The 21,825-nt window shown below is 39.0% G+C and carries 24 protein-coding genes; 16 read left to right on the forward strand and 8 right to left on the reverse strand.

What is annotated here, in order from left to right:
- Positions 1-75 precede the first annotated feature (75 nt).
- A complete protein-coding gene (locus J1899_RS03935; RefSeq protein WP_214477772.1) occupies positions 76-1,374 on the forward strand; it encodes a globin-coupled sensor protein in 1,299 nt (432 codons plus the stop codon).
- 58 nt (positions 1,375-1,432) lie between these two features.
- Here J1899_RS03935 and J1899_RS03940 read toward each other — a convergent pair whose 3' ends face one another.
- Entirely contained in the window at positions 1,433-2,959 is a 1,527-nt protein-coding gene (locus tag J1899_RS03940) for an FAD-dependent oxidoreductase (RefSeq protein ID WP_214477773.1), read from the reverse strand.
- A 184-nt stretch (positions 2,960-3,143) separates the two neighbouring features.
- On the opposite strand from J1899_RS03940, the gene J1899_RS03945 reads away from it, so the two are divergent.
- The 3 genes from J1899_RS03945 to J1899_RS03955 all read left to right on the forward strand — a co-directional run bounded on the left by J1899_RS03945 (position 3,144) and on the right by J1899_RS03955 (position 5,630).
- Complete coding sequence (locus J1899_RS03945; protein ID WP_214477774.1) at positions 3,144-4,277, forward strand: trans-sulfuration enzyme family protein; 1,134 nt, start codon at positions 3,144-3,146, stop codon at positions 4,275-4,277.
- A 68-nt stretch (positions 4,278-4,345) separates the two neighbouring features.
- Complete coding sequence (locus J1899_RS03950) at positions 4,346-4,624, forward strand: general stress protein (protein ID WP_066449730.1); 279 nt, start codon at positions 4,346-4,348, stop codon at positions 4,622-4,624.
- 196 nt (positions 4,625-4,820) lie between these two features.
- A complete protein-coding gene (locus tag J1899_RS03955) occupies positions 4,821-5,630 on the forward strand; it encodes an Fpg/Nei family DNA glycosylase (protein ID WP_214477775.1) in 810 nt (269 codons plus the stop codon).
- Between the two features lie 36 nt (positions 5,631-5,666).
- Here J1899_RS03955 and J1899_RS03960 read toward each other — a convergent pair whose 3' ends face one another.
- Both J1899_RS03960 and J1899_RS03965 read right to left on the reverse strand, forming a co-directional pair.
- Positions 5,667-6,593, reverse strand: a complete 927-nt coding sequence (locus J1899_RS03960; protein WP_214477776.1) for a VanW family protein — start codon at positions 6,591-6,593, stop codon at positions 5,667-5,669.
- A 58-nt stretch (positions 6,594-6,651) separates the two neighbouring features.
- Entirely contained in the window at positions 6,652-7,155 is a 504-nt protein-coding gene (locus J1899_RS03965; RefSeq protein ID WP_066449724.1) for a hypothetical protein, read from the reverse strand.
- Positions 7,156-7,362: 207 nt separating this feature from the next.
- Between J1899_RS03965 and J1899_RS03970 the strand changes: the two genes are divergently transcribed.
- The 5 genes from J1899_RS03970 to J1899_RS03990 all read left to right on the forward strand — a co-directional run bounded on the left by J1899_RS03970 (position 7,363) and on the right by J1899_RS03990 (position 11,166).
- Complete coding sequence (locus tag J1899_RS03970; RefSeq protein ID WP_066449714.1) at positions 7,363-7,713, forward strand: lmo0954 family membrane protein; 351 nt, start codon at positions 7,363-7,365, stop codon at positions 7,711-7,713.
- A gap of 20 nt (positions 7,714-7,733) precedes the next feature.
- Positions 7,734-8,366: a PspA/IM30 family protein gene (locus tag J1899_RS03975; RefSeq protein ID WP_214477777.1), complete on the forward strand. Its 633-nt coding sequence runs from the start codon at positions 7,734-7,736 to the stop codon at positions 8,364-8,366.
- Positions 8,367-8,743: 377 nt separating this feature from the next.
- Positions 8,744-9,478, forward strand: coding sequence for a cell wall-active antibiotics response protein LiaF (liaF, locus tag J1899_RS03980; protein ID WP_214477778.1), 735 nt, complete (start codon positions 8,744-8,746; stop codon positions 9,476-9,478).
- Complete coding sequence (locus tag J1899_RS03985) at positions 9,475-10,497, forward strand: sensor histidine kinase (protein ID WP_214477779.1); 1,023 nt, start codon at positions 9,475-9,477, stop codon at positions 10,495-10,497. Before liaF ends, J1899_RS03985 begins: the two co-directional genes overlap by 4 nt.
- A gap of 36 nt (positions 10,498-10,533) precedes the next feature.
- A complete protein-coding gene (locus J1899_RS03990) occupies positions 10,534-11,166 on the forward strand; it encodes a response regulator transcription factor (protein ID WP_214477780.1) in 633 nt (210 codons plus the stop codon).
- Here the strand turns inward: J1899_RS03990 and J1899_RS03995 are convergent.
- Together J1899_RS03995 and J1899_RS04000 are read right to left on the reverse strand one after the other, a co-directional pair.
- Entirely contained in the window at positions 11,152-11,883 is a 732-nt protein-coding gene (locus tag J1899_RS03995; RefSeq protein WP_214477781.1) for a tryptophan-rich sensory protein, read from the reverse strand. The two genes, J1899_RS03990 and J1899_RS03995, sit on opposite strands and share 15 nt — an antisense overlap.
- Before the next feature lie 124 nt (positions 11,884-12,007).
- On the reverse strand, positions 12,008-12,361 hold the full coding sequence (locus J1899_RS04000) for a DUF6054 family protein (RefSeq protein WP_214477782.1): 354 nt from the start codon (positions 12,359-12,361) through the stop codon (positions 12,008-12,010).
- 398 nt (positions 12,362-12,759) lie between these two features.
- Here J1899_RS04000 and J1899_RS04005 point away from each other — a divergent pair, with 398 nt between their 5' ends.
- Positions 12,760-14,094, forward strand: coding sequence for a polysaccharide biosynthesis protein (locus tag J1899_RS04005; RefSeq protein ID WP_214477783.1), 1,335 nt, complete (start codon positions 12,760-12,762; stop codon positions 14,092-14,094).
- A gap of 85 nt (positions 14,095-14,179) precedes the next feature.
- A complete protein-coding gene (locus tag J1899_RS04010; RefSeq protein ID WP_214477784.1) occupies positions 14,180-14,716 on the forward strand; it encodes an RNA polymerase sigma factor in 537 nt (178 codons plus the stop codon).
- Position 14,717: 1 nt separating this feature from the next.
- On the opposite strand, the gene J1899_RS04015 is transcribed toward J1899_RS04010, so the two are convergent.
- Positions 14,718-15,371, reverse strand: coding sequence for a cation:proton antiporter regulatory subunit (locus J1899_RS04015; protein WP_066449681.1), 654 nt, complete (start codon positions 15,369-15,371; stop codon positions 14,718-14,720).
- A 93-nt stretch (positions 15,372-15,464) separates the two neighbouring features.
- A complete protein-coding gene (locus tag J1899_RS04020; RefSeq protein WP_066449679.1) occupies positions 15,465-15,731 on the reverse strand; it encodes a hypothetical protein in 267 nt (88 codons plus the stop codon).
- Between the two features lie 213 nt (positions 15,732-15,944).
- On the opposite strand from J1899_RS04020, the gene J1899_RS04025 reads away from it, so the two are divergent.
- The 3 genes from J1899_RS04025 to J1899_RS04035 all read left to right on the forward strand — a co-directional run bounded on the left by J1899_RS04025 (position 15,945) and on the right by J1899_RS04035 (position 17,905).
- The gene (locus tag J1899_RS04025; protein WP_214477785.1) at positions 15,945-16,886 is read left to right on the forward strand and encodes a magnesium transporter CorA family protein; all 942 of its coding nucleotides are present in this window, start codon (positions 15,945-15,947) and stop codon (positions 16,884-16,886) included.
- 23 nt (positions 16,887-16,909) lie between these two features.
- Positions 16,910-17,425 (forward strand): acyl-CoA thioesterase, encoded by a 516-nt coding sequence (locus tag J1899_RS04030; RefSeq protein ID WP_214477786.1) that lies wholly within the window; start codon positions 16,910-16,912, stop codon positions 17,423-17,425.
- A 153-nt stretch (positions 17,426-17,578) separates the two neighbouring features.
- Positions 17,579-17,905, forward strand: coding sequence for an SCP2 sterol-binding domain-containing protein (locus J1899_RS04035; RefSeq protein ID WP_214477787.1), 327 nt, complete (start codon positions 17,579-17,581; stop codon positions 17,903-17,905).
- 94 nt (positions 17,906-17,999) lie between these two features.
- On the opposite strand, the gene J1899_RS04040 is transcribed toward J1899_RS04035, so the two are convergent.
- Complete coding sequence (locus J1899_RS04040) at positions 18,000-18,518, reverse strand: GNAT family N-acetyltransferase (protein WP_214477788.1); 519 nt, start codon at positions 18,516-18,518, stop codon at positions 18,000-18,002.
- A 158-nt stretch (positions 18,519-18,676) separates the two neighbouring features.
- Here J1899_RS04040 and cls point away from each other — a divergent pair, with 158 nt between their 5' ends.
- Both cls and J1899_RS04050 read left to right on the forward strand, forming a co-directional pair.
- Complete coding sequence (gene cls, locus J1899_RS04045) at positions 18,677-20,194, forward strand: cardiolipin synthase (protein ID WP_214477789.1); 1,518 nt, start codon at positions 18,677-18,679, stop codon at positions 20,192-20,194.
- A gap of 239 nt (positions 20,195-20,433) precedes the next feature.
- On the forward strand, positions 20,434-21,825 hold the full coding sequence (locus J1899_RS04050; protein WP_214477790.1) for a TldD/PmbA family protein: 1,392 nt from the start codon (positions 20,434-20,436) through the stop codon (positions 21,823-21,825).

Here is a 21,825-nt window from a genome sequence, read left to right on the forward strand (position 1 = left end):
GTTGCATTATGTTATTTTATAGTATATGGAGATTTGATAAACTGAGGTGCTATCACCTTTAGGGGCGGGGAAAACATGTTAAAGTTTAAGAAACAACCAAAGAGAGAGAACTGGCAAATAGCTGTAAAAGAAATTCAAGTGAAAATTGACATTAAAAATAATCAAAACATACTAGATAAACTGCAAATGCTTAAAATATCAGAAAAAGATTTGCAGCATATTAAGCTGGTGCAGCCTTTAATAGAGAAACAGGTTGATAGGTTAACAGAAGAGTTTTATGGAACTATTCTTCAAGTGGAGGAGCTGCAGGATATAGTAAACAAACATAGTTCCGTTTCAAAATTGCGGGGAACTTTAAGACAGCATATCATTGAGTTATTCAATGGGGAAATCACAGAGGATTTTATTGAGAAGAGATTAAGAATTGCATTTATACACTATAAAATTGGCTTAAAACCTGCATGGTATATGGGTTCGTTTCAAAACCTTCAAAATGCTATTCTGGAAGTCATTTGTGAAAGTACACAATCAATTTTTGAATTAAAAGAAATCATTGCCTCCGTAAATAAGCTTTTAAGTCTGGAGCAGCAGCTTGTCCTTGAGACTTATGAAGAAGAAAATATGAGGATGATTAAGGATACGTTTCAGCAGGGAAAAAATGATTTAAAGGATAAAATCCTCGATGTCAGTGAGGATCTCGTGGCTTTAGCTGAGGAAACGAGTGCATCAGTGGAGAATCTAATTGCAAGAAGTCATGAGTTTAATAGTCTTATTAAGGATAGCGGAGCTCATTCAGAAACCATTCAGTATCAAGGTGGAATAGGGAAAGAAAAGCTTTCCGACCTTTCCAATAAAATAGAGCAAATTCAGTCTGAGACTGCGATTATGACAACAACCGTTGAGCATCTAAACGGAGCATCTGAAAAAGTAAATTCTGTTATTGCTTTTGTTCAAAGTATTGCCGATCAGACAAACCTGCTGGCCTTGAACTCAGCGATCGAAGCTGCCAGAGCTGGAGAACATGGCAAGGGATTTGCAGTAGTTTCACAGGAAGTAAAGAAGCTGGCTGAGCAGACCAAATTATCAATTGGAGAAATCCAGGAGTTAATTCAAACATCTTCCATGCTTACAAAAGCAGTTAGCGACTCTCTATTAAATGTAGCATCTTCTGTTACAGAAGGAATGGAAACATCTCTGCAGACCAATGAAGCCTTTGATGCGATTGCAGCATCCATATCTTCAAACGCTAACTATCTTAGTTCGGTAGGAAACCAAGTAAATGAACTTATTTATAGCATTAATGAAATAGGAACTGCCTCCACAACTGTTGCATCTTCAGCAGAAAGGTTAAATGATGCGGCAAATAATGCATAAAGGTTATAAAGAACCAGCTCTTCTAATATTAGGAGAGCTGGTTGCTTTATTGGGTATATTAACCAGTAATATCATTTAATTTTTTTAACGGCTTGTCTGCTGGCCCTTCTACAACCTCTCCATCATAAGAGAAGCGGGATCCATGGCAAGGGCAGTCCCAAGTTCTTTCTCCGTGATTCCATTGGGTTTCACAGCCCATATGTGTACAGGTAGTGTCGACAACATGCAATTTCCCATCCATATCCTTATAAGCACCAGACCTTTTTCCATCCACAATGACAACAGCACCTTCATCATTCGAGAGATCGCTGATTTCTTTTGGAACATATTCGAACTTGCCTTTTAACAGTTGTCCAGCGGTATCGGTGTTATAGGAAATGACCTTTTTAATGCTAGGGTCCGCCACAAAACGGGAAGGAGAAAATAACTCACTGTACGGATTTTCTTTTTCAAGTATTTGATCTCTTAAAAGCAAAGCTGCTGCAGTACCATTCGTCATGCCCCATTTTCGGTAGCCTGTTGCGACAAAAATATGAGGCTGGTCAGCAGTGATCGGTCCGATATATGGCATCTTATCAAGTGAGGTGAGATCCTGAGCTGACCATCGATAAGGGTACTCTTTAATGCCAAAGATGCCTGAAGCAAATTTTTCTAGTGCTTCATAATGCTTCAAGGTATCTGGCCCTTTACCAGTTTTATGTCCTTCTCCGCTTATTAATAAGAGTTTTTCACCATTAAAAGGAGTATAGCGCAATGATCTAGTAGGCTGATCTGCACTGTAATACATTCCTTCCGGATATTCCTTCTCTGCCTTAATAGCGATTATATATGATCTTTCTGGCAGCAGGCGGGCAAAATAGAATCCCTTCATATCTGCAAAGGGAAAATGAGAGGCTGCTATCACATATTTACTCTTTACCCGATGTCCTTCTCTTGTTACAACATCTGGACGTTCCCCTTTTTCAAGATCAACAGCTGTTGTATTCTCGTATATAGTGCCGCCCATATCTGTAAATGCCTGAACAAGCTGAAGCAAATATTTCAGAGGATGAAATTGAGCTTGATTATTCATGGTTAAAACAGCCTTAGTTTCGATAGGAAAAGGAAAATCATTGCCAAGATGGCCAGAAATGCCAAGCTTTTCATATGCACCCATCTCTTTTTCAAGCTTTTCTCTATACTCATCTGATTCTGCATAAATAATGGCATCTTGCTCGCTGTAATCACAATCAATATTTAATTCGTTCTTTACTTTTGAGATGAATTCCTGAGCTCCTTTGGAAGCCTCATAATAGAGTTTAGTCTTTTCAAGTCCAAAATGCTGAATGAATTCATCGTAAATAACTCCATGCTGTGCAGTTATTTTCGCCGTTGTATGTGCGGTTGTGCCATTTAAGATTTTCCCAGCTTCTAAGAGCGTAACTTTAAGTCCTTCTTTAGCCAGCAAATATGCCGATGTGATTCCTGTAATTCCTCCGCCTACAATCACCACATCTGCAGAAGTATCTTCCTTTAAGGGCTGAAAAGAGGGCAGATCAATATCTGTCCAATATGATTCTGGAAATCTTGGCATTTGATTCGTCATAAATATCCTCCTCTTACATTATCTGATTGTATGTTTTCCTATATTAAGACTTTGTATACGATAAGTACCCGAAGCTGGAAGCTTTCACACATTGACGTTATAAAGATTCGTTGCTATAATCCTTATCAGAATTTACAAATATTTTAACGAGCTAAAGTCTTTTGCTCAAAGGGAGATCAAGCAAATGAATTTCGAAACATCGGTGTTACATAATCAAAATAAAAAGGAACGGATCATTAAAAGCAAGGTAACACCAATCTACCAAACGTCTGCTTTTGCCTTTTCCAATTTAGAAGAATTAGAAGGCTTCTACCAGGGGAACGGCAATTATCTTTATTCGAGAGTTGGCAACCCAAATACAGATGAATTGGGCCAGCTAGTTGCCCGTCTTGAGGGCACACCAGAAGGAGCAGCAGCTTCATCAGGCTTATCTGCTATTCTGGCAGCTATTTTATCAATAGCACAAAACGGCGATCACATTGTGGCAGCAGATGATGTATATGGAGGCACTTTTCATATGCTAAAAGAGGAGCTTTCCTCATTAGGAATTAGTGTCACGTTTGTTTCATTTGCAAATCCGGCTGAAGTGGAAGCAGCCATCCAAACAAATACAGTTCTTTTATATACAGAATCAATTACTAATCCACTCTTAAGAGTAGAAGATCTGACTCAGCTTGTTCAATTAGCGCAAAAGCACGAGCTGAAAACGATTGTTGATAATACATTTGCGACACCATTGCATTGCCAGCCATACCGATTAGGAGTTAACATAGTTGTTCATAGTGCAACGAAATACATTGGCGGACATAGTGATGTGACAGCAGGTGTCGTAGTTGGCGATCAGGAACTTGTGGAAAGAGCTAGAACCAAAATTGTGAATCTTGGTGCCAATTCCACTCCATTTGAAGCATGGCTGACATGTCGCGGCGCGAAAACCTTAGCATTAAGAATGAAGGCACAATCTGCAAACGCTCGCGCTGTGGCTTTATCCTTAAAAGAAAATGAACATGTTGAGACGGTTTACTACCCTTTAGAGCATGGTGAACAAGGATTTGGCGCCATGGTAACAATCAAGTTAGCGGAAACAGTTAACATTAGCTCCTTCTTTAAAAATTTGGAGTGGATCAAAATTGTTCCAACCCTTGCTGGTGTGGAAACATCGGTTTCACATCCATTAAGAACCTCTCATCGGGCATTGCCGCCAGAAGCATGCGCTGCACTTGGCATTACAGATCAAGTAGTGAGAATTTCAATTGGAATTGAAAATGCAGAAGATATCATTGCAGTATTCAATCAAGCTATTTCGAAATCTATTTAAAGGCTAAGTTTCTACATGCAGATAATGGGGTATTAGAGTATAAATTCCTTAATAAAGGAGGAGTTTATATGAATCAGCAGCATTATAGGCTTGCTGGCGCGTATCAAGTGGAAGAAGATGCAGTCGCCGCAGTCAAACAACTGCAGGATCAAGGCTTTAAACCAGAAGAAATTGCTGTCATTGGTGAGCAGTATGCAAGCTTAGAGCAGATTAATACAGAAGATGACAATTATCAGCAGCAGGTTGAAGAAGGGAAAACACTTGTCTTTGTTGATAGCCAGTCGCCACTATTGCGGCAGCAAAAACAAAATCCTGGTGAAGCAGGTCTAGAACGTAAACAATATTAAGATGATATGAACACTTCTGCTGTTAGGGATATCTAACAGCAGAAGTGTATTTTTTTGTTCTGCGGCAGTTAAGCAAATTTTTCTTCCGGCATAGGGAATCCTACTTTCATTCTCCAGTCAATCCATCCTTCGTGCATAATTTCTCGGAGTCAATCAACATACTATACAAAAAAGTGCTAAAGGGGAGCGAAAGAATATGCCGGAACTGCCGGAAATGGAAACCTATAAGCAGCAGCTTCATGCCATCCTCGCAGGAAAAAGAATTATCCAGACAGAAATTCAGCGTGAAAAATCAATAAATGTGACTGCTGACTTGTTTAAACAAGAACTCAATGGAGCGGTAATTGTTAAAATTGAGAGAAGAGCGAAGCATTTAATTTTCCACTTAAGCACAGGGAAATTTCTGTTGCTTCATCTAATGCTTGGAGGCTGGATGTATGTGGGGAACGATCAAGATGCACCAAACAGAACAAAGCAGATCACTCTTACTTTTGACAGCATTAGACTTTATTTTATTGGATTGCGGCTAGGTTATTTGCACTTACATAACAAACAGACGCTTGAGGATGAACTTGCAGATTTAGGACCGGAGCCGCTGCAGGATAATTTTAATCGTGAGGCATTTCAGCAGCTATTAGAAGGAAGAAGGGGCATGCTGAAAACAACACTTGTAAACCAGCATGTGACTGCTGGAATAGGAAATTGCTATAGCGATGAAATTTGCTATGAAGCCTATCTGCTTCCAGATCGAGGAATGGATATGCTGAGTGAAGAGGAGAAAGACAAGTTGTATTCTGCGATGGTATCCGTTTTAACAAATGCAACTCAGCTTGGAGGTTATATGGAAAATCCCTTATTTCAAGGTGATCAGCTCACTGGCGGTTATAATGACCACTGTCTTGTTTATGATCGTGAAGGCATGGAGTGTAACAGATGTCATAGTAAAATTGTTAAAACAGAAATATCCTCCAGAAAGACATTTTTTTGTCCAGGGTGTCAAAAATAGCACAGAAATACAATAAGCGGCTGCAGCAGCATCCGCTTATCTTTCATTCATCCACTGTATTAACTGCTGTTGATCTTCTTCTAATTCATCAGTTTTAGGAACTTTGCGGGGTTCTAAGTCAATTTCATCTGAAGAAAGAACTTTTACAACCATTTGACCGCCGTAAACTTTTGCACGAAGCAAGATTGGATGAGTGTACAGGTTTTGGAAAACGAAATCTGGTCCATACCAGCTGACCGTTGCATCTCGGCCAGGCGGAACATAATGGACACGCTTGCTGTGTGAATAGCGCTCGACGATGGAAAGGCCTGCTTGGTCAACAGCATTAAATAAAGTAGAAGAGACTTGGCAGATTCCTCCGCCAATGTCCTCTGATAATTCTCCCCTTACAATAACAGGAGCACGCTGAAAGCCACGGTTGGTTGTTCGCTGCCCGACACTTTGATTAAAGGAAAACAATTCACCGGGAAAAACAACTGTATTATCAATTTCTTTAGCAGCTAAGATAATATTATTCGTGCGGCTGACATTGCGGCTATTAAAATAAGTAGCATATTGGCCGATCATCTTTACATTTATCTGCAGCAGCAGGTCACGATCTACTCTTGGATGAATGGGCAGAGTAGGGATTTCCATTTTCTTTAGATTGTTATTATAGAAATAGTGAGAAAATAAATGGGCAAATTTCTCCCTGTGTAATTTTACGCCAACCTTCTCTTCAATAACTTGCCCATATTCACCTATATAAGCGTCCGCAGGTGGCAGGCAGATTTGCTTTTCAAGAGTACTGAGTAATGTATTGTATTGCTCTATATTTAGAAGCGGGATACTTGATAATGGAATTTCATATTCTTCTTTTTGAATTTCAGCGATCTTTTTATTCTGATGATGAATGATAAGTCCTTCATTTGGATGAAGTGAATGTGCACTTAAAAGCAAAGCGCATAAAGTGGCTTTTAGCATGAAAATCCGCACCTCCGAATTTTATTATTTGCGGAGGTGCGGATTTTCATGTGATTTGTTAATTGGTAAAACTTTGACAATCTTGAGAGGTTTGTTTGCACTCTTTTCCCTTCAAAGTCGAATAGATCATTTTTCCATCACTTGCCGTTCCATCCGGAAAGTCCATCGGCAATAAAGCGAAGAAAACATAATAGATGGAGAAATAAATAAACTGATACGTGAGCATAGAAGGATTAATGATACTCTCATGAATCAATATATTTACAATCAGAATACCAAGCAGATTAAATAGAGAACCTCCAATCAAGATCAGACATTGAGAGTATTTATTAGTGTATTTCAAAGGTCCAAGGCTGCAGCTGCCATGCCAAAAATAATATAATCTGACTTCAATGTTCCGCACTGAAAATAATTTTTTTCCTACTCCAATTACTACCTTCATTTTCTTACAGCCAAAAAAATAGGCGAAGGTTAGATGACCGATTAAATGCAAGATCGTTACAATCGGAAATACGACGAAAAATGCTTGAATGAAATGATAAAAGTCTTCGATTCCAAACATCTTTTTTCCTCCTCCTTACAGTGCGATTATCCTTTTACTACCCCTCCCTAAATTGTTCATAACCAATAAAAAGGACATGGATGAATGTTCCATGAGTTACAGTCTTAAAGGCTTATACGCCTCAAGTCTTATATGAAAATACGCTTGTGGCTCGTTATAGAAGTTTTGAAATCACGGTAAGATGATATCAAGAAAGGAGGAAACGAAATGAAAAAATTCGGTTTACTAATGGCAGGAGGCATAGCGGCGCTGATCTTGATTGGAAACATTGGACCAATGCTCGCGCTGGCAATCAGCATCACCATCCTATATTTCGTCTATAAACAGTTTATTAAAGCAAACTCAAATTGGGAGAAAGCAGGATGGGGGATTATCGGTTTAGCGGCGCTCCTTGCATCGGCATCTAACATTCCGGCAATTATCGGTATTGCTGCAGCATATGTGCTATATCTCGTATATAAGAACTGGAATAAAACAAAACAGTCGTTTCCAAAAGAAAATCATAATGATCCATTCGCAAACTTTGAAAAGCAATGGGCTGAAATCAATAAAAAATAACCTAAAGGAGAGCATATAAAATGTCAAATCTATTCACACGCATAAAAAATACAATTGTAGCGGACTTAAACGAGGCTTTGGATCATAAAGAAAAGAAAAATCCAATCGCGTTATTAAATCAGTATTTAAGAGAAAGTGAACAAGAAGCTGAAAAAGTCCGCAAGCTATTAGAACGCCAATACCAACTAAAAGAAGAATTCACACGTGAGTATAACGAAGCTGCAGACCTTGCACAAAAAAGAAAGAAGCAAGCTGAAATTGCGGCTGCTGCCGGCGAGCAGGAACTGCAGGCATTTGCTCAGCAGGAATACGAACATTATGAGCAGCGTGCAAGCCGCCTGCAGGAAATGCTGAAACAGGCTAATACTCAGCTTCTTGAATTAGAAAGAAATTATGAGGATATGAAGCATAAATTAAAAGATATGCACTTGCGCCGTATGGAATTAATGGGCAGAGAGAATATTACCCGAGCCAATCATCAGATGAGCAAGGTGCTTCATAACGAAGAATATTCAGATCAGCCATATTCACGCTTTAATGAAATAGAAACATACATTGACAGACTAGAACACGAAGTCAATACATCCTATTACCGCAGCACCATTGATGCGAAAATCGCTCAGCTTGAAAAAGATATGAAAAAAGCAGAATAACACTCAAAACAGAATAAAAAAATGGTAGTATAAAAAGAAAAGCGGAAACGCCAGGTCGGTCTTTACCTTCTGGACAGATTGACTTAAGACCTCGAGGGGCTAGGCGTTGGAGCTGGACAGAAAGAAAAGCGGAAACGCCTTGCAGCCCCGAAATGCTTAAGGCGAGATGGCAAGAAGGTTGTTCTTTAACCTTCTGGACAGATTGACTTAAGATCTCGAGGGGCTAGGCGTTGGAGCTAGACAGAGAGAATAGCGGTAACGTTGGAGCTAGCCCCATCTTAAAGGCGCAGATATGCTGCGTCTTTTCGATACGAATATAAATTTTCATCATCATTAAGAAATAAGAATGTACCACTGATATAAAGGAGGGAAGCCCGATGAAAGAAAAAATAAAGAGTGATTATACGAGCTGGCTGATCATCATAGGGATTGTTATGCTCTTTTTAGAATTTACCTTTTTTAATTCGGGACTCATTTTTTCTTTATTAGTTCAAGTGGGCATGATTTATATTGGAAGCAAACGGATGTCAAAAAAGCTTGGCAAACTGCTTTTTTGGGGAGGAATTGTCTTTCTCGTCATCTCTGTTTTAAGCATGCTGACATTCCGCTTTTTGCTGCTGGCCATTTTAATACATTTTCTAATTCAATATTCTCAAACGAAAAAAAATCCTATTCAAATTAAACCAGTGATTGATTTGTCAAAAAACCCTGTAAAAGATGAAAATCTTGTTAAGAAAAAACCGCTGATTACAAATGTCTTTTTCGGGAAGCAGAAGACTCCTCAGGCTGTATATGAATGGAATGATATCAATATTCAGGCTGGCCTTGGCGATACGGTTATCGATTTAAGCTATACCGTTCTGCCAAAAGGAGAAACGATTATTTTTATCCGCAATATAGTAGGCAATATCGAAGTGCTGGTACCTTACGATATGGAGGTATATGTAAACCACACCTCCTTTGCTGGCACTGCCCGTATATTAGACTTACAGGATGAAAAGATGTTCAATCAATCCCTTCAGCTTCATACAGCTGATTATGAAAATGCTCATCAAAAGGTGAAAATTGTGAGTTCTATGTTCGCCGGGAATATAGAGGTGAAAAGAGTATGAGTGCAGTTCAGCGCCAGGTAATGTGGGGAGCTGGATTGTCATTATTCCTGCTCGCTGCTTTTTCCCTAGCCTTTTTTACCGTTTTCCCGCTAAATAATTGGCGAGACCTTTGGGAACTGGATATTATGGATATTCCTTTTATCATTTTTATGCCTAGTATCTGTTTAGCCATTGGCATTATTTTTGGCATTTTTTCAGGCTTTCATTGGAGAAAGCAGATTGACATGGCTGATGAATGGCTGCATCAGCTTGAGGAAGGACGCCAGCTTGATTTGACCAAGCTGCCGGTATCCGGAGAACTGCAATCTGTATCCGAGCGTGTAGGCAAGATTCAAAAACAAATTGTTGAACAGGCAAAATTATCTCAAAAGCTAGCAACAGAGAAGGCGGAGGATATTGAAAGCAGAATGCAGGAAATTGTTTCACAGGAGCGGAACCGTCTGGCAAGAGAGCTTCATGATTCAGTCAGTCAGCAGCTTTTTGCAGCTTCCATGCTTATGTCCGCATTAACAGAAACAAAGACAAAAGATGAAGACAGACAGACAAAACAGCTTAAAATGGTAGAAGCAATGATTCACCAGTCACAGCTGGAAATGCGTGCTTTACTTCTGCATTTGAGACCAGCCGCTTTAAAAGGAAAATCCCTAAAAGAAGGGGTTGAAGAACTGCTGGTTGAGCTTCTGCAAAAGGTAACGATGAATATTAATTGGAAGCTTGAAGAGTTTCCTCTCGATAAAGGAGTAGAGGATCACTTATTCCGTATTTTGCAGGAATCTGTCTCGAACACTCTTCGTCATGCAAAATCGGAAATGCTTGAAGTTTTGCTGATTGAAAGAGATGGTTATGCGATTCTGAGGGTTGTAGATGACGGAGTAGGATTTGATGTAGAGGAAGCAAAAGCAGGGTCTTATGGCCTTCAAAATATGTATGAACGTGCTGTGGAGGTAGGCGGAACACTCAAGATCATTAGTTTAAAAGATAAAGGAACAAGACTTGAAGTGAAGGTGCCATTAATCTGATCAGCCAGAAATGAGTATTTAGGAAGGATGGACAGTATGATTAAAGTGCTATTTGTTGATGATCATGAAATGGTTAGAATAGGGGTTTCTTCTTATTTAACAGCACAGCCTGATATTGAAGTAGTTGGCGAGGCAGATAATGGCCGTACAGCGATTGATATGGCACTGGAATTGCGCCCGGATATTATTCTGATGGATCTTGTTATGGAGGAAATGGACGGAATTGAGGCGACTAGAAATATCATTGAGCGCTGGCCGGAAGCTAAGATCATTATTGTCACGAGCTTTCTGGATGATGAGAAAGTTTACCCTGCCCTTGAAGCAGGTGCTACTAGTTATATGCTAAAAACTTCAAAGGCAAGCGAAATTGCAGAAGCCGTTCGCCAAACCTATTCTGGCCAATCAGTGCTCGAGCCTGAAGTCACTGGAAAAATGATGGTCAAAATGCGCCAAAAAAAGGAGTACCTGCCCCATGAAGAACTAACGAGCAGGGAAATGGAGATACTCCTCTTAATGACTGAAGGAAAAACGAATCAAGAAATCGCTGACGAGCTTTTTATTGCCTTAAAAACCGTTAAAACGCATGTAAGCAATATATTAAGCAAGCTTCAAGTTCAAGATCGCACGCAAGCTGTCATTTATGCTTTTAAACATTCACTCGTAACCTGAATTTGTGTTGGACTTTGAGTGAACTAGGAATATGCTGGCTAGGATGGCGATTGCCAGTCCTAAGGCAACACTGCCTACATATGGAGCATCTTCTATGTTTCTGACTGTAATGCCAACAAATGCCCAGACAAACACAAGCGGATATACCCAATCATTCCAATTTTTTCTCATAAAGACCGGAACTAATCCAGAAACTAATAGTAAACCGATTGTCCAATATATCTGTGTTTCAACAATTAATTCAACATCTGTGAAGACGGCATAATAGCTGATATTAGCCAAGAAAGCAACTGAAATCCATCCTAGATAAAGGGAAAAAGGAAATCTAGTGATTTTAGAAGAATGCTGGATGGTTATTTTGTAAATCATGATTAGCGTGATAAGCAAGAGAACCATAACGGCTACTGATAGGAGAAATAACCCGTTATGCCATACGAGAATCCAGCTTGCGTTCAAAATAGAGCTGAAGATAAATAGAGTATGCAGGCGTGAGTTGATATGTCCATCTTTCCTATATTGAATCCATTCCCGAATGAGCCAAACAGCAAGGAGAAGATAAATAAGACTCCAAATAGAAAATACATAACCTGCCGGTGTAAAAAGGACCTCAAGGGCATTTGAAATCTCCCCAGTTGTTCTGCCGCCAATCGGCAGTATATTGGAGAGCGCATTAATAACAATCATCACTATATAGGATAGAGTACTAATCCATAACATGCAGAAAACCTCCTTCTTTGGAGTATATTCCACAATTCTTTGTATCTAACCCTAATTACGTGATCATTATCACAAATCAGCAGAAAAATATGTTGTTCATACATTTTATCAATTATCATTCATGTTAGTCTTCATGAATAACTTCTAAAATGTATCCTTCAAGAGGATAGCGAACGGAGTTAATAAAGTTTTTGCCTGACCCCCATCCTATATTGAAAAGACCTTCACCATTTCCGGCGGAAATACACTTCATGATCGTTTCGCCGTCGAAATTTTCAAGAATGACAGTTAAAGAGGCAGAGCTTGAAGTCCTAAAATAGAATTTCTCTAATACAAGAATGCTCATTTGTTTGTTTTGGTTTTCTGCCAGCTTATAGTCCTGAAAAACAAGTAGATCTTTTAAATCTGCAGCCTCAGTTAATCTTGTTGCCGCCTCAAAAGGCGTTAATCTTAATTTGTATTCACTATATTTCTTCATTGTGCTGCCTCCAATCATCAATATGCCAATACATTTCTTGTCTGTATATACGATACAAATGCTAAAACGTTCCAAAGAAAATAAAAACTTGATCTTTTAATTCAGCTTCTATCTAAAAGGTTATTGTTTCTTTAAAGGAATATTTTAGCAATATGCTAGTTGATTGGAACGGAGGGTGTGAGACTCCTGCAGGACGAGGAGGCTCAGCCCCCGCCCCGCCGGAAAGAGAGTACCCTGGAGTGTAAATCTAATTTCTCTTATCCTTGAACAGTAAAGTTTACAAATATAGCTTTACATTAAGTTTTATCCAAATAGAAAAAACCTCATCATATTCTTGTCATGTTCACAGGGACTTGTCTCATATGCTATAGAGAATGTGAATATGGGGGAGAGTTTAGATGAAAACATTTTTTAAAGGGACAATTTTGCTGGCAGTTGCCGCATTTGCTGGAGAGTGTATTGAGTTTGTTGTAAACATGGTGCTGGCGAGGGAACTTGGTGAGCAGGGGCTCGGTATGTATATGTCTATTCTCCCGACAGTGTTTCTGATCATATTGCTGGCAAGCTTTGAACTGCCTGTATCCATTTCAAAGTTTGTCGCTGAAAAGGACAAGAACCAGCATTATAGTATGCTGAATTATGTATTGAAATGGACCGTGATTTTTACCATTATCGTGCTTCCAATCGTTACATTTATTATCCCTCATATCAGTGTATTCAACGAATTCCATCCAGCTTTAAAATGGATCGTCATTGCTTTTATTCCATTTGTATCCTTTTCTTCTATTGCCAGAGGCTATTTTATGGGGAAAAATCTAATGGGAAAAATTGCGGCTGCAAATCTATTAAGAAAGCTAATGCAGCTGATTTTACTGGCCAGTCTATACCAAATGTTTGAATTTAGCATTGAAATGGCTGTATTTGTTGCCTTCTGTACACTGATCGGCAGTGAAGCCATTGTGTTTATCTATTTAATTCATATGTTTGTGATCCATTACCAGCAGATGAAAAGATCTCCAAAAGAAGCCTTAGCAGGAAAAAGTGTTCGAAATGATTTACTCTCTGTTTCAATCCCAACGACTGGTTTGCGTGTATTTCATGCCATTACACATGCGATTCAGCCATTCCTCATAAAAGCAGCACTTATCAAAGCAGGTGTAGGGGCAGAGGTAGCAACAGAGCATTTCGGTATGGTAGCAGGAATAGCGATGACAATTGGATTTTTCCCGGCATTTATTGCCCATTCCTTTATGATTATGCTGATCCCTACTGTGTCAAAAGAATATGCTGAGAGAAACCTGCCAAGACTGCAGCATTTGCTTCAGCAAGTATTTTTAATCACCTTCATATACGGAATTCCTGCTGTTCTCTTTTTCTATATCTTTGCAGAAAAATTAACAACGGAGTTTTTTCATTCGCCAGACGCCTCTGTCTACTTGCAGCTGCTATGGCCGTTTTTCCTGCTCCATTTCTTTATTATTCCGATGCAGGCATTTCTCATTGGTCTCGGCTTAATGAAAGATGCATTCTTTCATTCGGTGTGGTCTACGATCGTCTCCTATGCTGTTATGTACTTTTTAGGCTCAATGCCTTCTTTTCAAATGGATGGAATCATTATGGGGATCAATGCTGGAGCAGTCTTATTAATGCTGATGCACTATGTGACCATATGCAAAGTCATCGGTGTCAACTTAAACTTAATGCCTGTTAAGCGCATTGACTTTAAATCATAAAAATTAGAAAAAAGTGTAGGGAAAGGTAAGTCAGATTTCGTTTATTAGAGTGAAAGATAAATAGAAAGGAGGCAGGCCCGTTATCATGATGGACCTCCAATTGAATCAAAATACGAAGCAGCAGCAATTTGAAGAATGTATAGAAGAGCATGGTAACGCGCTGTTCCATTATATCTATTCACTCGTAAAACATAAGCAGCTGGCTGAGGATTTATATCAGGATGTGCTGATGGCAGCTTTTATTGCCTTGCCGTCCTTTCAGGAACAGACAAAGATGAAAAACTGGCTATTTAAAATAGGTATTAATAAATGCCGTGATCATTGGAGAAAACAAAAGGCACAGCAGCGGTATTGGGAGGAGAAGGCGTATATGAATGATGATTACTCCTTAGTAAATACAATTTTAGAAGATGAGATCATCCAAAAAGATACCAATAAGGAAGTTAAAGAGACGTTAGAGGATTTACCTGAAATTTATAAGGAACCACTGCTTCTATTTTATTATCATAATCAAACTCTTGTTGAAATTAGCCGCAGTTCGAACATTCCCTTGTCGACAGTGAAAACAAGAATTAGAAGAGGCAAGGAACGTTTAAAACCATTAGTAGCGGGGATGCAATAGCCTATGAGCCAAATGCATCCTCGATTTCCTTTTGGTTTCCAAATAGATATAATATATCACCCTCGTGCAGGCTAGTGTGTAAGATGTCATTTCGGATAATTTTCTCACCTCTTTTAATGAAAAGTACTGTCAGATCAAACTCTTGAATAAGCTCTTTTGCAAGTTTACCATTATATTTAGAAGAATCTTCAATCGTATAATTAACTAATGCATCGTCTTCATCCATTAAGAAGACATCCTTCATTGGCATATCCTGCAGATCAAACTTTTCCTCAAGTTCATGTGTCATCTCTTTTGATAACAATTTTCTGATTTTAGGTATTTTCAAAATAAGCAGCAGGATGAAAAGGACACCAGCGATAATTGCGATTTTTGATGTATAAAAATCGTCTGCCAATATATTCGAAATAGCCGAAATAATGACGGCAAGAGAAAACGCTCCAAAAAAAATTAAAAAACCGCAAATTTTTCTTCTAATCGGATGATCAATGATTAATTCAGACTCTCCAGTAGTAAATCCCGTGCCTGTCAGCATAGAAGTTGCCTGAAAACGGGATATTTGCTTATCCAATCCGGTATACTCAAATAACATCGCACTTATCTCAATAACGATTAATACAACAGCCAAATAAGCACCAATGAATAAAAAGCCCATAGTATCCCCCTAACCAAAATGATATTCCATACTGTATTTATTCGTCATAGAGTAACAAATTCAAAAAACACCTAAGGGCAAGAGGCCCTTAGGTTATTTCTGCTGTTCATTTTCATTATAGTAGGCGACTGAATACATTGCCCCTTCACTAACCATTTTGTTATCTTCAATATCTTGAGGATCCGGATGGCCAGCTTTTTTGAGCGGAAGATCTTCGTTGGCAAATCTGTCTCTAATCATGTTTTTAAATTTAACCGTTACGGTTTGCACCTTGTTTCTGTTAGCTTTGCTTGCAAGTAATAAAACACTTGTGATTCCTACTCCTGCCAATAAATATGAGTTAAGTGGACGAGAATTCATAGTCAAAACTCCTCCTATTGTTTAGATTTTTCTAGCATGTTTAATGAATACCCCGCCAAGAATGATAGGAAACATCCAAAAATAAGAAAAAGGCAAACAACAGAAGAATAGGTTTTTAGAATAATGGGTTTTATAGAAGAGAAGAAAAGGGAAATATTTTGTAATAATCCTTAAAAAAATGAGAAAGTATCATAAAAAACGGAGGAATTGATAATGGGGCAGGCATTTAAATATTCGAATTGGAAATGGCTTCACTATAATCATGAGGAAGAACTGGATATGAAGATCGCTCCGCCTTTTCAAGAAGTATTTAAGATATGGATTGATTCTTTGCAGGACAGTGAAACTAATGTTTTAACCATAGATTCAACAAAGCGAAATGCAGAATCGGTAAGAGGTTCATTGATTTATCAGCAAACAATTGATGAGCAGCGTGAGAATCGAATTTTCCATTATTTCATAACAGAGAACTCATTATATACAGTAGGTTTCGATTTAGAAGCCATAGATGTAATAGAAGAGGATACATTAATGAAAAAGATGGAGCATGCTCACAATGGAATTGAAGGTTTTTTTGTTCTTCTTGGAGAAATATTGTCGTACAGCATAAAAAAAATTGACCAATTTGAAATAAGGCTAAATGATTTGTTATGGAAAGTGAAGAAAAAAAATAGCATAAAAAGATTGGAAGAAATCTATAAATTACGACATGAACTTTTGGTATGGAAAAATTTAATGATTCCTATTAAAGAGCTTGAGATCGGCCTTAATGAAGCTTTTGGAAGTGAGGAGTCAAATTTGCCTGAATATAAACGAGTATGTAATAGAATTAAACGGGGCTCAATGCTAATTCAAGAGTATCAAGATGAGATTAATACATTAGTTAATTTTGAAGAAATGGTTTCCACACATAGAGGGAACGAGATTATGAAAACGCTAACTGTTATTACGACTCTTTTTACTCCTGTAAGTGCTTGGGGAGCTTTGTGGGGCATGAATTTTAAGCTTATGCCTGAGCTTGATTGGAAACTGGGATATCCGCTCTCATTATTGATCATCATTGGATCAACTGCTGCGCTTTATATTCTACTCATAAAGAAAGGCTGGATGGGAGATATTTTAAAAGGAAGGAAGAGGGATTCCTTCTTTAAGTGAGTGTAATTTTGGAGGGGTATGGGATGATTAAAGAAAAGAGATGCAAAGAATCATTTGTGGTGAAAACGAGTATTGTACAGCCGCCAGATACAAATAATTATGGAACGTTATTTGGCGGGAAATTGATGGCGTATATTGATGATACTGCCGCAATAGCAGCGATGCGCCACGCACGGAAGGCTGTTGTAACAGCATCAACTGATTCGGTGGATTTTCTTCACCCCATTTACGAAGGAAATTCAGTTTGTTTAGAGGCATATTGCACGTATACAGGCAGAACCTCAATGGAAATTTTTGTGAAGGTGATTGCGGAAAATCTTTTAAGCGGGGAACGAAATGTCTGTGCGATTTCGTTTCTAACAATGGTGGCGATTGATGAAGATGGCCGTCCAGCTGAAGTGCCGCAAGTCATACCGGAATCGGATGAAGAAAAAAGCCTTTACGCTACAGCAAAGGATCGTGCAGAGAACCGTAAAAACAGAAGAAAAGACAGTGAAGAAAGAGCCAAAAAGTATGGATCAAAATATCCATGGCAGTAAAATAAAAAAAATGAATTCATATTCATTTCATGAAGGTTTTTCCGCTTTCTTTGTCGTAATTAATGTAGAAAGAAGGTTCATAATCTGGAGAAATTAACGAAAAGATTATGTGTTTTCAATCATAATAGGACAGAAAAGGCGGGGAAATTAGAAATGTCTGTTATAGCTGAATTAAATGAACTTGTCTCTAAAATGAATGAACATCCAAAGTTTATTCAAGATGAAAAAAATCGGATTTTTCAAGTGAATTTAGCAGAGTATGGGCCATTGCAGATTATTATTCAAGATGGAAGAGTTTTAATTGAAGAAGGTGAAGCAGAAAACACCGAAGTCATACTTCATTTGAATGAAGAAAACTTTTCGAAACTATTAAAGGATAATCTCAACACAACAGTCGCGTTTATGACTGGAGGACTTAAAGTTGAGGGGAAAATGGGGCTGGCTTTGAAGCTGCAGGAAATCGTAAAGAAGTATCAGTGAAAGAGGAAAAGGTGAGTACGGCCACTGCCATGGTGACCGAAATTCACCTTTTATTCGTTTTGTGAATGGGTCAGATAAAACAGATAGTCTGGAATTAGTGCCTCAATATTAACATCATATGATCTTCGTCATAATAAGCTCCATCTACCTTTAAAGCATTTTTTTCAACCCCATAGGTTTTGAAACCATAAGATTCATAAAGCCTTTTCGCTGAATGATTTTCAGACATGACAGTTAAATAGAGCTGTTCAATATCAGCACACTCTCTTGCCTTTTTAATTGCTTCACTTATCAGAGTCTTAGCGATACCCTTTCCGCGGTGTGCTTCCGATACATACATAGCGAATAGATAAGCTTTATGCTGCATCTTTACCTTGCTATCCTGAAACAGGGTAACACTTCCTGTTAATACATCTCCTGCAAAGGCGCCAAAGGTAATAGCATTACTAGAAGAAAGGCGTTCCTCAAACGATTGTACAGATTGAGATTTTTCTTCCTCATAACTTGCTGCAAATGCCTCAGGGTGCTGCTGTAAGGCCTCAAGTCTATGTACTTTATAAAGTTCCCCGTCTTGTTTAAGCAGGGGACGTATGCTGATCGCAGCTGAAGCCATTTAAAATATCCTCCTTTCATTCATTCCATTAGTATATACCATAAAGCAGATTAACGTTAAAGGCACAGTCATTTGGAAATACTAGAAGACAATTGTTTCTCCGATGCCCTCATCAGGGTATACAAAATGTATGATCTTGAATGAGAGAAGGAAAAAGGATGAGAAAACGACGCAGAATAGAAATTGCTTTTGTAATAATTATTATTTTGATTGCCTATATCGTTTTGTTTACAGACATTGGCCAGCCGTATAAGATTGGAGCATTGATTTTATATGGAAGTATTATCTTCATAACCATTTATTCTCTCATGCTTGAAAACCGTTCTCCCCAGCATACACTCCTTTGGATGTATGTACTGTTATTTTTCCCAGTGGCAGGCTACTTATTTTATTTATTTTCAGGTCAGCTGTATTTAAAGGGCTATTTATTTAAAAGCAAAAGACGGCGAGATCGTGAAGAATGGAAAAGGATGATAAAAGGAGAGGAAACGCCTGATATCTCATTTTTAAATGATAATCAGAGAAACTTTGCCTGGTATGTGAACGAGTCCGCTTTAACCCCAATGACAACAGCATCAAAAGCGACAATTTTAAAAAATGGACAACAAACGTTTCAAGCTATTAAAGAGGAATTGCTTCGTGCCGAAAGATATATTCATATGGAATATTATATTTTTCGTTCGGATCGGCTTGGAAAAGAAATTATAGATATTCTAATGATGAAAGCGAAAGAGGGCGTTGAAGTTCTTTTTACATATGATGCAGCAGGAAGTATGACAATGTCCCCAAAACATGTGCGCCGTATGGAGGAAGCAGGTATTCAGGTGAAGATTTTTTCCCCTCTTAAATACGGCTTTTTCAATCAGAAATTTAATTTCCGTAATCACCGGAAAATTGTGGTCATCGATGGGAAGGTTGGGTTTGTCGGCGGATTAAATGTCGGTGTAGAGTATTTAGGTGAGGACGAACGAATAGGCTTCTGGCGCGACACGCATATGATGCTTCAGGGGGAAGCGGTATACACACTGCACACAATTTTCTTGCTGGATTGGGAGTATGTGAGCGGAGAAGATGTGCTGGAGTTGTACCGTGAAGAAAAAAAGCACCCTGTCAATGAAGATGTTGTTGATGGAGCTATTCAAGTTGTAGCAAGCGGACCAGATACTCAGCCTGGAATCATGGGCGATTTATATTTTGCCATGATCGCTTCAGCTCAGCATTCGATCTGGATTGCCACTCCCTATTTTGTGCCAGATGAATCAATCCGGACAGCTCTTCGGGTAGCTGCTGCAAAAGGGGTTGAAGTGCGCATCCTCGTTCCAGAAATTAACGATGGGTTCCTGACCCAATATGCGAGCCGATCTTATTTCTCTGAGCTGCTTCGATATGGTGTGGAGATCTATTCGTATAAAAAGGGATTTTTGCACCAGAAGCTTATTATCATAGACGGCAATTTGGCAACCATTGGGACAGCCAATCTTGATATGCGCAGCTTTCACTTGAATTTTGAAGTGAATGTATTTCTGCTGGAGACAAGCAGTATTCGTGAACTTGTGGCTCATTTTGAGGAAGACATGCGCGAAAGTGAGAAAATCAGTCCCGTCCAGTATTACAAACGCGGTTTTGTGGAGAGAACGAAGGAGTCATTCGCAAGATTATTTTCTGGAGTTTTATAAACATAAATATTGTTTTAAAGATAAACCGAACGATTTAGAGGAATTTGCAGGAATCTGCAGGAACCTCTCTAATCGTTCTTTTTTGAAAATAATTGTTTCGTCTGACGAAATAAGGTATGATTTGAATAGTTAGAATTGTATAAAAATAATTAATGTTTAGCGCAATTTTTGCCTTTTATAAGGAGTGAATTTTTCACCGGTCAATGAGGTATTGCGCTTTTCTATTTAGGAGGGGAATTATGCTTGCAAAATCCGTAATTGAAGATGTATTAACAGCAGCACTCCAAACGGGGGGAGATTTTGCTGAGGTATTCGCAGAGGATCGATTTGCCAACACGCTGTCACTAAGAGAGAACAAAGTAGAGGGCAGTCTATCTGGCCGCGATTTTGGCATTGGCATTCGAGTATTTAAAGGTTTTCAAAGTGCTTATGCCTATACAACGGATGGTTCAAAAGAAGGCTTGCTAAAGGCTGCCTATCAGGCTGCAGCAGGAATTAAAGGGGAGAGGAATGTCACAGCCAGCCCTTTAGTACAAGAAAAAATCGTATCAGCTCATTCAATTGCTGCTTTTCCAAGAGAGGTTGAAAAACAGCGTAAAGCCGATGTAATGAGAAAAGCTTATGAAATAGCAAAGAATTATCATTCCAGCATTCAGCAGGTTGGTATTCGTTATTTAGACGAAGAACAACATGTACTTATTGCGAATTCTGAAGGGAAGTTTGTAGAAGATAAGCGTGTGCGAAGCAGGCTGTCAATTCAATCGATTGCTTCAGACGGCAAAGGGATGCAGTCAGGCTATTATGGACCAGGTGCACATCAGGGCTTTGAATTTATGGAGAGTCTGGATTTAAATCATTACGCTTCAGAAGCATCGCGAATTGCGGTAACGATGCTAGGTGCCGATCCATGTCCAAGCGGAAAGTTTCCCGTTATTATTGATAATGAATTTGGCGGCGTTATTTTCCATGAAGCATGCGGGCATGGTCTTGAAGCAACAAGTGTGGCAAAAGGCAATTCTGTGTTTGCTGATCAGATTGGAGAAAAAGTAGCATCTGATGTTGTTACCTATATAGATGACGGAACGCTTGCAAATGAGTGGGGTTCTTTAGCGATTGATGATGAAGGAGAAGCCGCGAGAAAGAATGTCCTGATTGAAAATGGAATTCTAAAAGGATATTTAATTGATAAGCTGAACGGACGAAGAATGGGAATGCCCTCGACAGGCTCAGGCAGACGACAGTCTTATCGTTTCGCTCCAACTTCAAGAATGACGAATACATATATCGCCAATGGAAAGTCGACACCAGTGGAGATCATTGCCAATACCGAGCATGGAATCTATGCGAAATACATGGGCGGCGGACAAGTGAATACAACGACAGGTGATTACAACTTTGCGGTCATGGAGGCTTATGCAGTAAAAGACGGAAAAATAGGCAAACCGTTAAGGGGGGCAACTTTAATTGGAAATGGTCCTGAAACATTGAAGCTTGTTGATATGGTCGGAAACAATCTTGCCCATGGAGCGGGCATGTGCGGGTCGTTAAGCGGCAGTCTCCCTGTAAATGTTGGGCAGCCGATGATTCGTGTAAGCGAGATGACCGTTGGCGGAAGAAAGGGGGAAGAATAA

This window comes from Cytobacillus gottheilii (assembly GCF_018582665.1).
GTDB classification, from domain to species: Bacteria; Bacillota; Bacilli; order Bacillales; family Cytobacillaceae; genus Cytobacillus; species Cytobacillus gottheilii.

Excerpts from the sequence above, each read along its gene's own strand:
- J1899_RS04035 (WP_214477787.1), top strand. The coding sequence starts at position 17,579 with ATGTCTGTTATAGCTGAATTAAATGAACTTGTCTCTAAAATGAATGAA.
- J1899_RS04050 (WP_214477790.1), top strand. The coding sequence starts at position 20,434 with ATGCTTGCAAAATCCGTAATTGAAGATGTATTAACAGCAGCACTCCAA.
- liaF (WP_214477778.1), top strand. The coding sequence starts at position 8,744 with ATGAAAGAAAAAATAAAGAGTGATTATACGAGCTGGCTGATCATCATA.
- J1899_RS03985 (WP_214477779.1), top strand. The coding sequence starts at position 9,475 with ATGAGTGCAGTTCAGCGCCAGGTAATGTGGGGAGCTGGATTGTCATTA.
- J1899_RS03945 (WP_214477774.1), top strand. The coding sequence starts at position 3,144 with ATGAATTTCGAAACATCGGTGTTACATAATCAAAATAAAAAGGAACGG.
- J1899_RS04010 (WP_214477784.1), top strand. The coding sequence starts at position 14,180 with ATGATGGACCTCCAATTGAATCAAAATACGAAGCAGCAGCAATTTGAA.
- J1899_RS03970 (WP_066449714.1), top strand. The coding sequence starts at position 7,363 with ATGAAAAAATTCGGTTTACTAATGGCAGGAGGCATAGCGGCGCTGATC.
- J1899_RS03940 (WP_214477773.1), bottom strand. The coding sequence starts at position 2,959 with ATGACGAATCAAATGCCAAGATTTCCAGAATCATATTGGACAGATATT.
- J1899_RS03995 (WP_214477781.1), bottom strand. The coding sequence starts at position 11,883 with ATGTTATGGATTAGTACTCTATCCTATATAGTGATGATTGTTATTAAT.
- J1899_RS03965 (WP_066449724.1), bottom strand. The coding sequence starts at position 7,155 with ATGTTTGGAATCGAAGACTTTTATCATTTCATTCAAGCATTTTTCGTC.
- J1899_RS04015 (WP_066449681.1), bottom strand. The coding sequence starts at position 15,371 with ATGGGCTTTTTATTCATTGGTGCTTATTTGGCTGTTGTATTAATCGTT.
- J1899_RS04005 (WP_214477783.1), top strand. The coding sequence starts at position 12,760 with ATGAAAACATTTTTTAAAGGGACAATTTTGCTGGCAGTTGCCGCATTT.
- J1899_RS04000 (WP_214477782.1), bottom strand. The coding sequence starts at position 12,361 with ATGAAGAAATATAGTGAATACAAATTAAGATTAACGCCTTTTGAGGCG.
- J1899_RS04040 (WP_214477788.1), bottom strand. The coding sequence starts at position 18,518 with ATGGCTTCAGCTGCGATCAGCATACGTCCCCTGCTTAAACAAGACGGG.
- J1899_RS03990 (WP_214477780.1), top strand. The coding sequence starts at position 10,534 with ATGATTAAAGTGCTATTTGTTGATGATCATGAAATGGTTAGAATAGGG.
- J1899_RS04030 (WP_214477786.1), top strand. The coding sequence starts at position 16,910 with ATGATTAAAGAAAAGAGATGCAAAGAATCATTTGTGGTGAAAACGAGT.
- cls (WP_214477789.1), top strand. The coding sequence starts at position 18,677 with ATGAGAAAACGACGCAGAATAGAAATTGCTTTTGTAATAATTATTATT.
- J1899_RS03950 (WP_066449730.1), top strand. The coding sequence starts at position 4,346 with ATGAATCAGCAGCATTATAGGCTTGCTGGCGCGTATCAAGTGGAAGAA.
- J1899_RS04020 (WP_066449679.1), bottom strand. The coding sequence starts at position 15,731 with ATGAATTCTCGTCCACTTAACTCATATTTATTGGCAGGAGTAGGAATC.
- J1899_RS03975 (WP_214477777.1), top strand. The coding sequence starts at position 7,734 with ATGTCAAATCTATTCACACGCATAAAAAATACAATTGTAGCGGACTTA.
- J1899_RS03955 (WP_214477775.1), top strand. The coding sequence starts at position 4,821 with ATGCCGGAACTGCCGGAAATGGAAACCTATAAGCAGCAGCTTCATGCC.
- J1899_RS03935 (WP_214477772.1), top strand. The coding sequence starts at position 76 with ATGTTAAAGTTTAAGAAACAACCAAAGAGAGAGAACTGGCAAATAGCT.
- J1899_RS04025 (WP_214477785.1), top strand. The coding sequence starts at position 15,945 with ATGGGGCAGGCATTTAAATATTCGAATTGGAAATGGCTTCACTATAAT.
- J1899_RS03960 (WP_214477776.1), bottom strand. The coding sequence starts at position 6,593 with ATGCTAAAAGCCACTTTATGCGCTTTGCTTTTAAGTGCACATTCACTT.